8 protein-coding genes are annotated in these 15,357 nt (G+C 76.0%); 3 read left to right on the top strand and 5 right to left on the bottom strand.

All coding sequences use genetic code 11. The annotated features are described in order from the left end of the window. Positions 1 to 28 precede the first annotated feature (28 nt). The 3 genes from ACIBI5_RS42055 to ACIBI5_RS42045 are packed head-to-tail and all read left to right on the top strand — an operon-like array spanning position 29 to position 3,947. Positions 29 to 2,554 (top strand): MXAN_6230/SCO0854 family RING domain-containing protein, encoded by a 2,526-nt coding sequence (locus ACIBI5_RS42055; RefSeq protein WP_397255516.1) that lies wholly within the window; start codon positions 29 to 31, stop codon positions 2,552 to 2,554. Next, positions 2,551 to 3,189: a DNA polymerase beta superfamily protein gene (locus ACIBI5_RS42050; protein WP_397255514.1), complete on the top strand. Its 639-nt coding sequence runs from the start codon at positions 2,551 to 2,553 to the stop codon at positions 3,187 to 3,189. The genes ACIBI5_RS42055 and ACIBI5_RS42050 overlap by 4 nt, the downstream gene beginning before the upstream one ends. Then, entirely contained in the window at positions 3,186 to 3,947 is a 762-nt protein-coding gene (locus ACIBI5_RS42045) for a DNA polymerase beta superfamily protein (RefSeq protein WP_397255512.1), read from the top strand. The genes ACIBI5_RS42050 and ACIBI5_RS42045 overlap by 4 nt, the downstream gene beginning before the upstream one ends. Here the strand turns inward: ACIBI5_RS42045 and ACIBI5_RS42040 are convergent. Genes ACIBI5_RS42040 through ACIBI5_RS42020 form a run of 5 tightly spaced genes read right to left on the bottom strand, consistent with a single transcriptional unit; the run spans position 3,883 to position 15,322 of the window. Beyond that, positions 3,883 to 5,553 (bottom strand): hypothetical protein, encoded by a 1,671-nt coding sequence (locus ACIBI5_RS42040; protein ID WP_397255510.1) that lies wholly within the window; start codon positions 5,551 to 5,553, stop codon positions 3,883 to 3,885. The two genes, ACIBI5_RS42045 and ACIBI5_RS42040, sit on opposite strands and share 65 nt — an antisense overlap. Then, the gene (locus ACIBI5_RS42035; RefSeq protein WP_397255508.1) at positions 5,550 to 8,939 is read right to left on the bottom strand and encodes a DUF5682 family protein; all 3,390 of its coding nucleotides are present in this window, start codon (positions 8,937 to 8,939) and stop codon (positions 5,550 to 5,552) included. The genes ACIBI5_RS42040 and ACIBI5_RS42035 overlap by 4 nt, the downstream gene beginning before the upstream one ends. Beyond that, complete coding sequence (locus ACIBI5_RS42030) at positions 8,936 to 10,018, bottom strand: AAA family ATPase (RefSeq protein WP_397255506.1); 1,083 nt, start codon at positions 10,016 to 10,018, stop codon at positions 8,936 to 8,938. The genes ACIBI5_RS42035 and ACIBI5_RS42030 overlap by 4 nt, the downstream gene beginning before the upstream one ends. Continuing rightward, the gene (locus ACIBI5_RS42025; protein WP_397255504.1) at positions 10,015 to 14,499 is read right to left on the bottom strand and encodes a hypothetical protein; all 4,485 of its coding nucleotides are present in this window, start codon (positions 14,497 to 14,499) and stop codon (positions 10,015 to 10,017) included. The genes ACIBI5_RS42030 and ACIBI5_RS42025 overlap by 4 nt, the downstream gene beginning before the upstream one ends. After that, a complete protein-coding gene (locus tag ACIBI5_RS42020) occupies positions 14,492 to 15,322 on the bottom strand; it encodes a DUF4132 domain-containing protein (protein ID WP_397255502.1) in 831 nt (276 codons plus the stop codon). Before ACIBI5_RS42020 ends, ACIBI5_RS42025 begins: the two co-directional genes overlap by 8 nt. Positions 15,323 to 15,357: the final 35 nt, after the last annotated feature.

Here is a 15,357-nt window from a genome sequence, read left to right as displayed (position 1 = left end):
CCGCACGCGTCTTCAGGGGAGGCCAGGGGTGCACGCGATCGCCGAGGTACTGCTGCGCGCACGGCGGCTGGTCGCCCTCGCGCCCATGCTGGCCGACCCGCGGGCGGTGCCGCCGGTGGGCAAGCTGCGCAAGGGGATGCGGCTGGTCGCGGCGGACGTTCCCCACGGGGTCGCGGCGCTGGAGGCCGAGCTGGTGCAGCTCGGTTTCCTGCTGTCGGGTCCGCTGCGCGACGCCCTGTCCGGGCTGGACGCGGCCGGCCTGGCGAAGGTCGGCCGCAGGGTGCTGCACTGGGCGCGGAACGAGGTGGGCGCGGGTGCGGAACACATCCCGCTCTTCCGGAAATTTCCTGACAGCGTGCCTCAGGACACGCGGGACTTCTATGTGCGCCGCGTGTTCAGCCTGCTCACCCAGGCGGCCGAGCAGCCGTGCGTGCTGTGCGGGGAGCGCGGGACCGTCCATCCCGTCTCGCCGTGCGCGCACCTCGTGTGCCGCCTGTGCTGGGACGGCGCCGACTTCAGCGCCTGCCCCGTCTGCCACCGGCGGATCGCCGCCGGCGATCCGTTCCTGCGTCCGGCCGGATCAGCCGGTACGGCCGCGCGCGGCGTCCTCACCCGGCCGGTCGCGGTGCTGGGGCTGTGCGACGACCCGTCGGCCGCCGCCCGCGAGCTGACCGGTTCCCTCCTGGCACGACGCACTCCCATGCCCGCGCACGAGCGGGCGGAGGTGCGCACCCTGCTGGAGGCGTGCTGGCCCGAGTCGGCGGCGTGGCTGCCGGAGGCGATCCCGGTCAAGGAGACCAGGGCGGTGGCCATGGCCGTGGCCACCCGGCACGGCGCCACCGCGCTGCTGGAGGCGCACGTGGAGACGGCCACCGACGTGCTGCGGCTGCTGTTCGAGCTGATGGGCGGCGATCCCGGGCTGCGGGTGGCGCCCGGGCGCCTGGCCCTGGGCAGGGGGATGCGGCGGGTCGTGCTGGGCTGCCTGGATCGGATGGCGGTGCCGTACCTGCTGGAGGATCTGCGGCGGCACGCCCGGCTGTGGGTGCGGATGGGCGAGGTGCTGCACCCGCACGAGCACGCGCGGAGGTTCCCGGTGGCGGCGATGGCGTTCGCGGCGCTGCGCGGGACGGCGCTCGACGACGGGACGGCGTTCGGGCGGGCCGTGCTGGCGCGGGCGGCGCTCCATCCGGAAGTGGTGCGGGTGCGCGGTGGGCGGCTGCGGGCGACGACGTTCAACGGGCTGGTGGAGCCGGCGCTGGCGGCCAAGCGGTATGGGGAGGCGGCCGGGCTGCTCGCCGCGCGGCCGGGCGAGCTGGTGCGCCGCCTGTCGCAGATGCTGCGGCTGTCGCCGGAGACGCTGCTGGATTCCGGGACGGTGCTTCAGGACGCGGTGCGCCGGGTGGCGCCGGGCGTGCTCGTGTCGGCGCTCGGGCAGCTGCGGGCGGCTCCGGGAAGCCGGCGGTTGTTCCTGCCGAGGGGTGGCACCGCGCGGTTCTGGACGCTGCCCGACGAGCGGCCGCCGCTGGCCGACGAGGTGGTGCTCGGCGCCGAGGACGTGCTCACGGCCGAGCTTCTGCGGCGCGCCTGCGCGCTGCCCGGGGTGCGCCGCGCGCTGCTGGACGAGGCGCTGGCCGACCTGGTCGCGCCGACCTCGGAGCGCACCGCGTCCAAGGCGCTGGTACGGCTGACGCGCGGCAGCAGGCAGCCGATCCCGGACGACGCCCGGCTGCGTTTCTTCCTGCACTGGGCGGAGCCGCCGGGAACCCGTGTCGACCTCGACCTGTCGGTGGCGGTCTTCGACGAGAGCTGGCGCTTCGCCGGCCTGTGCGACTACACGAACCTGCGGCTGGGCGCGGCGCTGACGCACTCGGGCGACCTGACCTCGGCGCCGGAGCCGCTCGGCGCGTCGGAGTTCATCGACGTGGACGTGCGGGCGCTGCGCGGCCGGTATCTGGTGCCGGTCGTGTTCAGCTACAACGACGTGCCCTTCGACGAGCTGGTACGCGGCTTCGCCGGGTTCATGCGGCAGCCGGAGGGGGCGTTGTTCGACCCGCTGGCGGTGCGGCAGCGCTTCGACCTGTCCGGTCCGGCGAAGATTCTGGTCCCGCTGGTGGCCGACCTGTGGTCGCGTACCTCGGTGTGGGCGGACCTCAACCTGTCGGCCGCCGGATACGGTCACCAGGTGGCCGGCAGCGGCCACGAGCTGGCGGCGCTCGGCCGGGCGCTGGGCGAGGCGTTCGAGGAGCGGGTGACCATGTGGGAACTGGCGTGCTGGCACGCGGCGGGACGCGCACGGGAGGTGCTGGTGCGCCGGCGCGACGGCGCGGTCGTCCGCTACGAGCGCCGCCCCGGCGAGCCGGTCGCCGCCTTCGCCGCGCGCCTGTCCGCCCGCGCCGGCGCGCCCGAGGGCCGCCCGGACGGCGCCGAGCTCGCGATGCTGGTCCGCGGCGACGTCGACCTGCCCGGCGACGCCGACGTCTACGCCCTCTACCCGGACCGCTGCGGCGGACGCCGCCTGGAGGCCGCCGACCTGCTGAGCGGGCTGGCGCCGTGAACGACGACCTGATCCTGTCCGTCGTCGTGGGCTCGCGCGCCTACGGCCTGGACACCGGCGCCTCCGACACCGACCGCAGGGGCGTGTTCGTGGCGCCGACGCAGGCGTTCTGGCGCCTGGACAAGCCGCCCACCCATCGGGACGGGCCGCTGCCCGAGCAGTTCTCCTGGGAGGTGGAGCGCTTCTGCCGCCTGGCCCTGGAGGCCAACCCGACGGTGCTGGAGTGCCTGTGGTCGCCGCTGGTCGAGCTGAGCACCCCGTTCGGCGAGCGGCTGATCGGGCTGCGCCGTGCGTTCCTGTCCGAGCGTGCCCGCCAGACCTTCTGCGGATACGCCGACGCCCAGTTCCGCCGCCTTGACCCGGCCGCGCCCAAGTGGAAGCAGGCCATGCACATGATCCGCCTCATGCGCTGCGGCCTTCATCTCGTACGGCACGGCGACCTCGAGATCGGCGCCGGCCCGGAGCGCGAGCGGCTGCTGGCCGTCAAGCGCGGCGAGGTCCCCTGGCAGGAGGTGACCGCGTGGCGGGCGGGTCTGGCGGCCGAGCTGGAGTCCGCGGTGAGCGTCCTGCCGGCGGCCCCGGACCGCGCGGCCGTCGAGGAGTTCTTGCTGGACGTCAGAAAGGCGCATCTGTGAACCTGCCCGGCTGGCTGCCCGAGATCCCGGGCGAGCAGCCGTACCCGCTGGTGTTCGCGACCGTGAGCGGCGCGCACCTGTACGGCTTCCCCTCCCGCGACTCCGACGTGGACCTGCGCGGCGCGCACATCCTGCCGGTGCGCGAGGTCGTCGGCCTGCGCACCGGGCCGGAGACGCTCGACCGCACCTGGACGCGCGAGTCGGTCGAGGTGGACCTGGTGACGCACGACCTGGCCAAGTTCTGCCGGCTGCTGCTCAACCGCAACGGCTACGTGCTGGAGCAGTTGCTGTCGCCGCTGGTCGTGGCCACCTCGCCGGCGCACGCGGAGCTGACCGCGCTCGCGCCCGGCTGCCTGACCCGCCACCACGCCCACCACTATCTCGGCTTCGCCCGCACCCAGTGGCGCCTGTTCGAGAAGAGCGGCGAGCTCAAGCCGCTGCTGTACACGTTCCGAGTGCTGGCGACCGGCACCCACCTGATGCGCACGGGCGAGCTGGTGGCCGACCTCACCCTGCTGTCCGGGTACGGCCCGGCGTACCTGCCGGAGCTGGTGGAGGCGAAACGGGAGGCCGAGCACGGGCCGGCGCCGGTGATCGACGGCGTGGCGGCGGACGTGACCCGGATGACCGCGGCCCTGCACGAGGCCCAGACCACCTCTTCCCTGCCCGAGACCGCCACCACCCACGACGCCCTCAACGACCTGGTGATCCGCCACCGGGTCCCGGCTCCGTCGCCGCCCGCCAGAGGCGGAGGGTGAGTTCCTCCTCGGCGCGGCCGGCGTAGGTCATGGCGGCCGACCAGGCGCGGGCCAGCGCGTCGGGTGCTTCCGGCAGCGACTCGCCCGTCACGGTACGCCGGACGGCGGCGGCCTGGCGGGCCAGGCGCTCCAGGAGGGCGGCGGCGGTGGGCAGCTGGTCGCGGCGCAGGCGGGCGGCGGTGGCGGCGATCGTGGCCGCCGCCGTGGGGCCCGCGGTCGCCCTTCCGCCCATGGCCATCCGGTGCAGGACGCGATGGAGCGGGGTGAGAGGGGTGGCGCGTCTGCCGGGCTTGGGCGGGAGCGGCGGGCCTGACGGTCCGGGCAGGTCTGCGAAGGGCAGGTCGTGCCGGTCGGCGGCCAGGACGGTGACCACGCCCGGCTGGTCGGGCACCACACGGACGATGACGTCGTGCTCAGGCGCGGGGGCGAGTTTGCGGAGGTTGGCCTCGGCGGCGGGCGTGGCGCCGACGGCGGTCAGGGTACCCGCGCCGGTGCGCAGATCACGGCCCGCCAGTTCGGCCCGCAGGAACATCAGGCCGTCGCGCTCGCCGCGCAGCGCCCTGGCCAGCTGGCCGGCCGGAGGTTCCGTCCACAGGGGGCCGGTCCATGCGCAGTCGCCGTGGATCGCGGCCTTGGTCTCCTTTGTACTGCTCAGTCTGCCGTCGGCGCTGGCGGCGGCGTGCTGCGCGAAGACGCGGCTGCGGCCCAGCCGTTCGGGCGACAGCGCCAGCCCGCCGAACCGGACCGCCGACCGGTAGGCGGCCCCCACCCGCTCCACGCCGCCCGGCGTCACGTCGCCCACGCTGTACAGCCGTCCCGCCGCGTCGGCCAGCCAGGTCACCACGCCCGCGTAGCCGGAGGCCGTGACGACGGGCTCGCTGAACAACCCCTGAAGGATCAACGGCGGCAGCGCCTCGTAGTGGCGCCTGCCGCTCCGGCCGCCCGGTTCGGCGGCCCGCCGGGCCGTGCCGAGCAGATCGGCCAGGTCCCGCGCGTAGGCTGCCAGCTCGAACTGCGGCCGCCTGGCCCGCACGTCGTGAACGCCCTGGGCCACGGCGGTGGCCGGCCGGGCCAGATCGTACAGGCGCGCCTCCGCACAGGCATGGGCCGCCCGCAGCAGCCGTTCCCTGGCCGCCGCGCCCGCGTGCGCCACCCCGGCGGCAAGCACCTCGGCCCCGGCCTCCCACGCCATCCCGGCCGGTCCGCCACCCTCCGGAGGCGCGTGGCCGCCGTCCTCGTGCCTCGGCTCTCGCGGGGTGCCGGGCTCGGGGCGCTCGGCGCTCTGGGACGGCGGGGTACCGGGGCCGGGCTCCTCGTTCTGGGCCGGCGACGTGCCGGCCGGCGGCAGGGCGCTGAGGACGGACAGGGCGTGCAGGCAGCGGGGGGTGAGCAGGCAGGTGCAGGCGATCTGGGCGAGGTCGGTGAGCACGCCCGCGAGCGGCAGCCGTACCGTCTCCTGGCCGGTGCTGACGTGCAGTTGACCGCCTTCGGGATGCCACCGCCAGTCCTCCGCCGCGCCCGGCGCGGCGTCGAGGCGCCTGGTGACGCGGGCGGGGGCGGCGGCGAGGGCGGCGGCCAGGACCGCGGGCATCACCTGTGGCCTCATCCGCGCACCCTCTCGGCGATCCAGCCGGCCAGCTCGGACGGGGACAGCGCCGCCACCGGCATTCCGGCGGCCGCCACCTGTCCGGCGACGGCCCGGTTGTAGACGGGCTTGCCCTGATCGTCCAGGGCGGCCAGGCCGAGGGGGTGGGCTCCGGTGCCGGCCAGCGCGCGTACCTCGGCCAGCAGGCGTCCCACCGACACCCCCTCGTCGAAGTCGCTCACCACGGCGACGATGCTGCGGCGGGGGACGGTGAGGCGTTCGCGGGTGTAGCGCAGGGCCGTGCCGATGTCGGTGCCGCCGCCCACGGACACCTCCAGCAGCAGCGACAGCGGGTCGGCCACCCGGTCCGACAGGTCCGCGACCTCGGTGGAGAACGTGATGAAACGTACGCTCAACGCCGGAACCCCGTGCAGCACGGCGGCGGCCAGCGCGGCGTAGACGGTCGAGCGTTCCATGGAGCCGGACACGTCCACGCACAGGTGCAGGTGCCAGTCGGCGCCGCGCCGCGCCCGGGTCCTGAACACCGGCCGCTCCACCACGACCTCCGGCCCCCGTTCGGTGAGCCGGGCGGTGTGGAGGTTGCGCCGCAGGGTACGGCGCAGGTCGACGGGCCCGCCCGGCCGCGAGGTGGGCCGCGGCGTGGTCAGGCCGGTGAGCGCGGGCCGCATGCGCCGGGCCAGCTTCTCGGTCAGCTCGGTCACCATGCGCGCCACCAGCGGGCGCAACCTGGCCAGCCGCGCCTCGGGAAGCGCCCCGGCCAGGGCCAGCATGCCTTCGAGCAGGCCGACGTCCGCGCTGACCCGGTCCGGGTCCAGGGCCAGGAGCGCGTCCACCCGTCCGCGCGCCGCCGCCCGTCCCACGACCTCCTCGCGGACCCGGGCTCCGAACAGGGCCTCCAGCTCCTCGACCCACTCCCGCGCGGACGGATACGGCCGTCCGTCGCCTCCCGCGTCGGCCCCCTCCCCCGTTCCCGCCCCGTACAGGTCGTCCAGCGCCCGCGCGACCGCCCTGGCCGCGGGGTCCAGCCGGTCGGCCTCACGCCCGAGCACCATCCGCCACCGGTCCGCCCTCCCGATCCGCCGCGCGTCCTCCGCCTCGTCCCGCGCGACCGCCACGGGGTGCGCGCCATCCGCCGCCGCACCGGCCGCGCCGTCCAGGGCCGTGGGATCCAGCTCCAGTACGGCCAGCCGCCCCGCCTCGTCGGCCGCGGCCCAGGCGGCGAGCTCCCCGGCGGGGGCGTGCAGGGTCAGGTCGGCGTCCAGTCCGAGGCTGTCGAGCAGGCGCTGGCGGGAGGCGGGAGACAACGCCTCGAACCCGTCACGGAGCGCGGGCAGCCTCGCGAGGAACCCGGCGTCATCCCAGGCCTCGACCCGTTCGGCCAGTGGAGCCAGCAGTTCGGCCGACGCCTCCAGCATCGCCCCCGCCACCAGCACCACCCCGGCCACCCGCCCCGCCGCCACCACGCCGGCCCCCGCCGTCGCCCCGGCCCCGGTCCCCGTCTCGGCCGGCGGGTGGGGCGGCCGATCTACGGGCGGTCGCGGGTCCGGGGCCGGGGAGGCGGATTCGGCCCAGGCGGCGAGGCGTACCGGCAGAGAGCCCGAAGTGTCCGCGCCCGCGACGAACAGGGCCGCGGCGGCGGCGCCCTGGGCCAGCGGGGTGCCGTCGGCGGCCATGCGGCGCAACACCCACGTCAGGCGGCCCCGGACGGGTGCGAGCCGGACCAGTTCGCCCAGCAGCGCCGCCTCCTCGTGGCGGGTCATCCCGGACAGGCCTTCGACGGAGGCGACGGCCGCGGTCAGGACGCGTTCGGCCGCTTCCCGGCAGCCGGGCGGCGGCGAGGGGAGGGCGGCGAGGCGGCAGAGGAGGCGGTGGCAGGCCACCAGGTCGGCGGGGCCGGCCACGGGGATGAACTCCGCGCCGAGACGGCCCACCAGCTCCGCGGTCAGCTCCGGCAGGCCGCATGCGGCGGCCTTCTCCAGGACGCCGGGGAGGCGTTCGGACAGGGCGGCGCGGCGCAGGCGGCCCTCGGCGGCGGGGGCGAGGGTCGTGCCGTAGACGGCGGCGCGCTCCAGCGTGGCCTCTGTCAGGGGACGCCAGCGCGCGGTCCACGAACGGCCCAGGGTGTCGGCGCCGCCGACGCCGGTCATGGGGCGTTCCTCCGCGTAGCCGACGTCCAGCGCGGACAGGCGGCTGAGCGCGAGGTGACGGCGCTGGTCGAGGGGTGAGCGGTGGGGGTCGAGGCGCAGGACGGCCTCCGGCTGCCCGGGTCCCGGCAGGCCCAGGTCCGCGACGAGCGCCTCGACGTGGGTGAGCAGGCCGGAGCGGGGGGCGGCGGGGTCGACCTGGCCGCGGCGGGCGCCGATGAGGACACGTTCGGCGGCTCGGGCCACGGCGCGGGCGCGGCCCAGGGGTTCGCCCTGTGCCAGAGTGCTCTGGAGGGCTTCGACCAGCTCGCGGCGTCCGGGGGCGGGCAGGTCGCGGAGGGCGGCCAGGTCGCGGGCCATGCCGTACGCGGCCTTGGCGTCGGGGACACCCGCCACGTGGCCCTCGCGCCGCAGTTCCGCGCAGATCCGCGCGATCGTCTCCGCGGCGGCCCGCTCCACGGCGGCGGGATCGCCCCCGGCCAGGTAGACGGCCTGGCGCCACTCCGGGTCCTTGATGCCCGCGGGGTAGCCGGAGCGCGAGTCCAGCAGCTCGAAGCCGTAGGGGACGAGCGCGGTCACCACCTCCCCCCGCATGGGCTCAGGAACGGCGGAGGCGGGGGCGGTCAGTGCCGGGGCGTGGAAGGCGCCGGCGACCACCGCCGCGCCCCGCGGCCCGATGTCGGCGATACGGCGCCGCATCCACGCCTCCCTCGCCAGATCCCGCTCGGAGATCGGACCGGCGTCCTGCCGCAGGGCCCAGCCGACGGCCAGGGCGGCACGGCGGATCCGCGCGGGGTCCGCCCCGTGGGAGGGCGTCTCCACGAGGCGGTCCCACAGCTCCTCGTGGTCGTCCACGTCCAGGCGCCGCATCAGGGCGGGCATCAGCGGCCCCGCCGGGTTGTCGCCGGGCAGGTCGGTGAGCAGGTCGATGGCGTGCACCGGCACCCCGCGCGCGACCGCCCACCGCACCGCGGCCAGCTCCGGCGAGAAGTCGGCGAACGGGTAGAAACCCAGCCGTTCCCCCTCCTGCGAGGCGACGGCCAGCGCCACGGGCGCCGTGGTGGCGGGCGAGCCGAGCCAGCCCAGCCACTCCTGCAGTTCCCCGGGCAGTTCGACCAGCACCGCCCGCGGCCGCGCCGCCTCCAGCAGGTACGGCATGGCCGCCGCCAGCACCGGCGAATGGTGACGCACCCCGATCAGGTACGGCTCCCGCCCCCCGGCCAGCTCCTCCAGTTCTTTCACGACCCACCGGACAGCGCGTCGCGCAGCTCGTACAGCCGCCGCCACAACCGGGGCCCGCTCTCGGCCCGCCGCCGCACCGTCGTGTCCCAGTACGCCAGCAGCTTGCCCTGATCGTCGGGATCGTCCTTGCGCACCACGCCCAGCAGATACCCGGGCAGCAAGGACAGAGGGTCGGGAACGGGCAGGTAGGCGGCCTGCAACCCCATCGACCCGGCGACCGCCACCGCCTCGGCGGTGCTCATCACGGCGGCCGGCCGTTCCACCGGCCAGCCTTCCTCTGCGGTGCCGAGACGCAGGTCGCGGAAGGTCGTCACCAGCGCCTCCATGACCGCGTCGTCGACCTCCAGCGTGGCCCCGGCGCGGGCGAGGGCGGCGGTGGCCTGGGCGCGGACGAGGGCGACCTCGTCGGCGAGGGTCCCGACGGGCGGCACGACCTCGAAGTTGAAGCGCCGCTTCAGGGCCGCGCTCATCTCGGAGACGCCCCGGTCGCGCAGGTTCGCGGTGGCGATCACGTTGAAGCCCTGGGCGGCGTACTCGGTGGCGCCGAGCTCCGGCACGGCCATGCGGCGCTCGGACAGCACCGACACCAGCGCGTCCTGCACCTCGGGCAGGCAGCGGGTGATCTCCTCGACCCTCGCCACGGCTCCCGCGCGCATGGCGGCCAGGATCGGGGAGGGCACGAGCGCCTGCCCGCTGACCCCTTCGGCCAGCAGGAGGCGGTAGTTCCAGCCGTAGCGCAGGTGTTCCTCGGTGGTGCCCGCTGTGCCCTGGACGACCCGCTCGCTGGCGCCGCTGACGGCGGCGGCCAGCAGTTCCGACAGCATCGACTTGGCGGTGCCCGGCTCGCCGACGAGCAGCAGGCCGCGTTCTCCGGCGAGCGTGACCACGGCCCGCTCGACCAGCGCCCGCTCGCCGACGAACTTGCGGGCGACCCGCCGTCCGTCGCCCATGACGAAGTCCACGACGGCCGAGGGCGTCAGCCGCCAGCCGGGCGGGCGGGGACCGGGGCGGGCGGCCAGCTGCTCCAGCTCCTCGGCGTGGCGGACCTCGGCGGGCTCGACCTGCGCCTGAAGGCTCATCGGGGGCCCTCCCCCTCGCTCACACGCCGCCACGCCCGCTCGAACAGCTCGGGCAGCGACGTCTCCGGCAGGCGGCGGCCGAGCGTGAGCGGATACAGCGTCTCCAGCTTCCACGTCTCGGCGGGCAGGTCGGGCGCCTTGCCCTTGGTCCAGCCGCCGGGCAGGAAGAGCCCGCGGCCCGCGCGTTCGCGCTTGGCGGCCATGACCAGCCCGCGTTCCGACAGGACGGCGGCGGCCTTCTTGTGGCGGGCGGGCGTCCAGTCGTTCCAGGTGCGGACGTTGCGGTCGGTGGGTTCGAGGAGCGTGAGCAGTTGCAGGTAGAGGACGGCGGCGTCCTCGTCCAGGCCGAGCTTGTCCGCCGCCGCGGCGAGCACGGCGGGTGCGCCGGCCCTGGGGTCGGCCTCCCAGCGGCCCGCCTCCAGCAACGGGGCCCGTTCGGCCATCCGGGTGTAGCCGTCCGAGCGCAGCAGCTCGACGACCCGGGCCGCCGGCGTCCGGGTGTCCCAGGGCGACTCCAGCGACAACTGCAGCCGGGAGCGGGCGTCGCCGCCGAGGAGGGCGGGGCGGAAGAACGTCTGGCCGTGGGTCACGACGATGGTCAGGCCGTCGTCGACCGCCGTGACCTCGTCGTCCAGCTTTCCCCCGTACGGCTCGCCGGTGAAACCGTCCGCCTCCATCGTGCCGCCGCGCAGGAGCAGCCCCGGGTGGTTCAGGCGGCGCCGTACCAGGTCGAGGGCGGCCGGCAGGCCCGAGCGGACGGGATGGCCGCCCGGCAGCGTGGCATACGCCCACGGCAGCGCCAGAGCGAGGTCGGCGAGCAGGTCGTCCAGGGCGAGGGGCTCGACCGCCTCGTGGTACTTCTTCCCGGCCAGCCAGGTGTCGTGGTCCTGGTTCAGTTCGGCGACCGGGGACGGGTCGGTCAGCGCGCCGAGCGCCCTGGCCGCGGGCAGCCGCAGCGGCAGCGTCCTGGCGGCGGTCACGGCGTCCTCGGGCACCCGCGTCCGGCGTCCGAAGCGGGCGGTCCACGCTTCGGCGAGGCCGCGCGCGAGCGCCTTCTGGTCCCAGGGGTCGGCGGGGACGGCTTCGTCGAGCAGGTCGCGCCGTTCTCGCCGGCTGAGCGCCTTGAGCTCGTCGCGCGCGATGACGGCCTCGGCGGGCTTCAGCCCGAGTACCTCGCGGCTCTCGGTGTCGAGGAAGTCGCGGCCCCAGCTGTCCAGGCCCGGCAGACCGGCCAGCAGCAGCGCGGCGGCGGGCCGGCCGAGACCGGTCTCGGCGCACAGGAGCTCGACGGCCTCGGGATCGTGCTCGGCGGGGCCCTGTTCGCGCAGCCGGGCCACGAAGGCGGCGAGCGTGCGCGGCGTGGCCCAGCCGGTGGGCAGCTCGGCCGAGACGTCCAGCACCTCGCCGGCGCGGGGAGCGGTGCCGTACTCGATGAACCTGCGCCGCCGCGCCTGGTAGATGCCCGAATAGTCGGGGGTGAGGTCGAGCGTGAGATGGGCGCCGCCGGCGGACAGGTGGCCGGTGGGGTCGGCCACGTCGGCGACGCCGCGGCGCCAGCCGGGCTCGGCCAGCCGCGAACCCGACCACAGCTCCAGCAGGGTGAGGATCGCGGCTCTGCGCGGCGCGGGCGTGGCGGGCGAGATCGCGCGCACGGCCAGGCCGCCGAGGCGGCCGATCAGGTCGGTCCAGTCGTGGAAGCTGCCGGGCATGCCGCCCTTGACCGCCTCGGGCGGGATCTCGCCGGACAGGAACGCGGCCGTGAAGGCGACCTGCCGCCCGGCCTGGTAGGTGAGCAGTCCCTGGGCGTGCACCAGGTCGGCCAGCGCCTTGGCGAGCTCCTCCTCGTCGAGGCCGGGGACGAGCCCTGCGGTGGCGTGCGCGCTGGTGAGCAGTTCGTCGCGGCGGGTGGCCAGGTCGTTCGCCTGCCGAACCAGCCCGGCCACGCCGCGCCGCAGCCGCTCGTGCGTCACGGGTGGCGCGCCGCCGTCCATGAGCGCCCGCGCACCGGCCCGCGTCAGCTCCCGCAGGACGGCGGAGCCGCCGGGATCGCGCGGAGCCAGATGGTGCCAGAACGCCGGGAACGGCACCAGGGCGGTGCCGTCCGAGCTGCCCTTGGCGGTGCTCCACCGGTCGCGGCCGGTGGTGACGTCCCAGTGGAGCGTCCCGTCGGCCTCGGTGAGGACGACCGTGGTACCGCTGCCGGTGAGCAGCAGGGGCTCCGCGCGTCCGGGCAGGTCGAGCAGTCCCCAGGGCGTCGCCGTCAGCTTCGCGACGCCGCCGCGGCCGTCGGCGCGCGCGTAGGTGTAGTGGCCGCCGGCCGCGTGGACGCGGAAGCCGATCATGCCGTCGGCGGCGCCGAGCAGCGTGCGCTCCAGGCCCTCGGGCAGCGGGGCGAGCGAGCAGCCCTCCAGCTGCCACCGCGCGCCGGGCGGCGGTGGCGCGTCCTCCAGAAACGCCGGCAGGCTGGCCCGCCCGAGCTGCCCGGTGGCCGGGTCGAGCTCGCGCAGCACCGGCCGCCACGCGTCGGGCTGGATCCAGAACGTGGCGCCGTCGGAGAACATGCGGCCGGTCTCGTCGAGATCGGGTTTCCGGTCACCGGGATGCAGGGCCTTGCGGCCGGTGACGCGCCCGCCGGAGGGGGTGAGGAAGGCGTAGCCGAGCCCGGCCCGGTGCTCGTGGAAATAGTGCCAGCCGTCCTTCTCGTGGATCTCCGAGGGCGCCGACGACCAGTAGAACGAGCGCGACTCGTTCGTGCCCCAGGCGACGCGGAAGGCGCCGCCGGCGTAGAGGACGTCGAGGTGGGGCGTGCCGGCGGGCACCCGCAGGTCGTGCTCGGCGACCCGGCCGCCCGGACCGAGGGCGATCGCCTTGGCGGCGGTGAAGACGGTGAGCACGGGCCAGCTCGCGCTGACGCGGGCGTCGTCGCCGAGCTCTTCCAGGGCGGCGTCGAACGCGTCCCAGCCCAGCTCGTCGTAGACGCCCGCCCGCAGCGTACGGCACAGCGGCACCGCGAAGTCGATGCCCTCGACCGCCTCGCGCAGCCCGTCGAAGGCGGCCAGCACGGGACCGGTGAGCGCGTTCTCCAGAGCGGCGAGCGCGGAGCGCGCGTCCAGCAGCCCGCCGGAAGCCGCCTGCCGGATCCTGTCGAGCAGCCAGGCGTGGACCATCGGCCGCAGCACCGGGATCTCGATCAGTTCCTCGACCTCGCGGTGGTTGCCCACGGCCTGCTCCAGCAGGGGCGCGAAGCGCGGGTCGGCGGCGACGGCGGCCAGGTCGCGGTTGCGCCCGTTCATCAGCCACCTGCCCAGGTGGACGACGGCCTCGCCGCCGGGGTCGGCGACGGGGACTCCGGCGGCCAGGCACGTGTCCAGCAGATCGAGGTCGAGCATCCGGCTGCGCCAGGCCACTCCCCCTTCCAGCCGGACCGGCTCGCCCTCGGCGGCCAGCCGGCCGGCGATCCGCTCCACCAGCGCGAGCAGCGCCGGTGAGCCGGGCTCCGAGCGCCAGCCGCGCTTGAGGTGCGCGACCAGCCGCGACAGCCAGGCGGCCGGGACGGTGTCGAGCGCGCCGGACTCCCGCAGCAGCTCCAGCCACCATTCGTCGACGCCGTCGGCGGTGGGGAAGACCTCCAGCAGCGCCTGCGGCGGCTGGGCGAGCAGGGTCGTCCGGTAGGCCTTCCAGAACAGTGGGCGGGCCCGCTTCACCGCCGGGGCGCCGAGCAGGGTGGCGATGAGGCGTTCGTCCTCGGCGGCCGGGTCGAGCTTGGCGGCCTTGGCCAGCTTGCGCAGCTGCTTGGGCAGGTCGCTCCACGGCGGCAGGCCGCCCAGCGTGCGCCGGACCGCCAGCTCGAACAGCTCGTCGTAGGCGCGGCGCGGCTCGTAGCGTTCTGCCAGCTCGACGACGTAGGCGTTGACCGCCTTGACCGGCAGGGCCCCGGCGAAGGCGTACTCCAGGAAGACCGCCCGGCGGGCCGCCTCGTCCACGGGCAGCGCGTAGGTGGCCTCGGCCTCGCGGGCCCGGCCGAACATCACCGCCGCCTGGCCGCCGTGCCCGGCCGCGATGAACGTGCGCCCGGCCTGCTCCCAGAAGCTCGGCAGGTGCGTGCGCGGAAGGGTGGCGGCCAGTTCCGCGTAGGCGTCGGCGGCGGCCCCCGGACGGGCGGCGGCCAGGCGGGCGGCGCGCTCCATGCCGGAGACGGCGGCCAGCGCCGCCTTCGCACCGCGCGGGTCGTTGACCAGGGCCCATGCCGGGTAGCCGAGGCCGCGGCGGCGGCCGGTGGCCAGGGGCGGGCTCACGTGCGGCTCGCCATACCCGAGGAAGGCCATGGCGCGGTCCTCGGCCGGCGCGGTCGTCTCGCCGATGAGGCGGATCACCGGGCGCTCGCCGAGCGCGGGGTGGCCGTAGGCGCGGGCCCGGACGGGCTGGCCGCCTTCGGCCCCGGCCGGGGCGAGCCCGGCGTCGAGGAGGAGGTCGTCAGTCACCGTCGGTGATCCTTCCCGCGTAGATGAGCTCGGCCATGCGCACGCCTTCCGACCAGGCGACCGGGCCGACGTCGGCGGGTTCGAGCGGGCGCTCGTCGGCGCCGACCCAGATCAGGTCTCCCGTGTACGCCTCGTAGTCGGGGCCGTCGTCGCCCAGCCAGTAGCGGGCCTGGACGGGACGGCCGGCGTCCACGACGGGGCAGACGGCGTAGCCGCCGCGCACCCGGAAGCCGAAGCGGGCGGCGCGGGCGGTGGCGTGGCGCAGCTCGGAGAAACGCCCGCCCGCGTAGTCGGGCGGATGCGCGCCCTTGTGGTGAACCTCGCGGGCCAGTTGCGGCACACGCTGCGCCGCGCCCAGCTCGGCGGCGAACTCGCGCAGGTCGGCCAGATCCGCCAGCAGCACGGGGTGCGGGATCAGGATCGGCCCCGGCTCCAGCCAGGCGGTCTCGGCGTCGAGGTCGACGACGCCGAGCCGGCCGTCCTCGCCGGCCTCCTTGAGCAATCCCGGCTCGTCGTCACGCAGGACGACCAGGTCGGTGAGCGCCTCGCGCCAGGCCGGATCCGGCCAGACGGCCGCGATCATCGGGGACGGGACGGGGTGGCCGCCGAGCATCCAGGACTCCACCGTGGCCAGGCACTCGGCCTCGTGCTGGGCGAGGTGGTCGCGCAGGGCGAGCAGTTCCTCGGCCACGGGGCCGTCCTTGACCGCCTTGGGCACCGATTTGAGCCGCCTGCCGGCGGCGTTCTGGCAGGCGAGCGTGCCGCCGTCGAGGGCCAGCCGGTAGCCGCCCCCGGCCTCCACCCACGTCACATCTTCCGACATGGCTGGCATCTTTGCAGAAGTCAGCGACAATCCCG

This window comes from Nonomuraea sp. NPDC050540 (assembly GCF_044457485.1).
GTDB lineage: Bacteria > Actinomycetota > Actinomycetes > Streptosporangiales > Streptosporangiaceae > Nonomuraea.
This window is presented reverse-complemented; position numbering and strand designations above follow the sequence as displayed.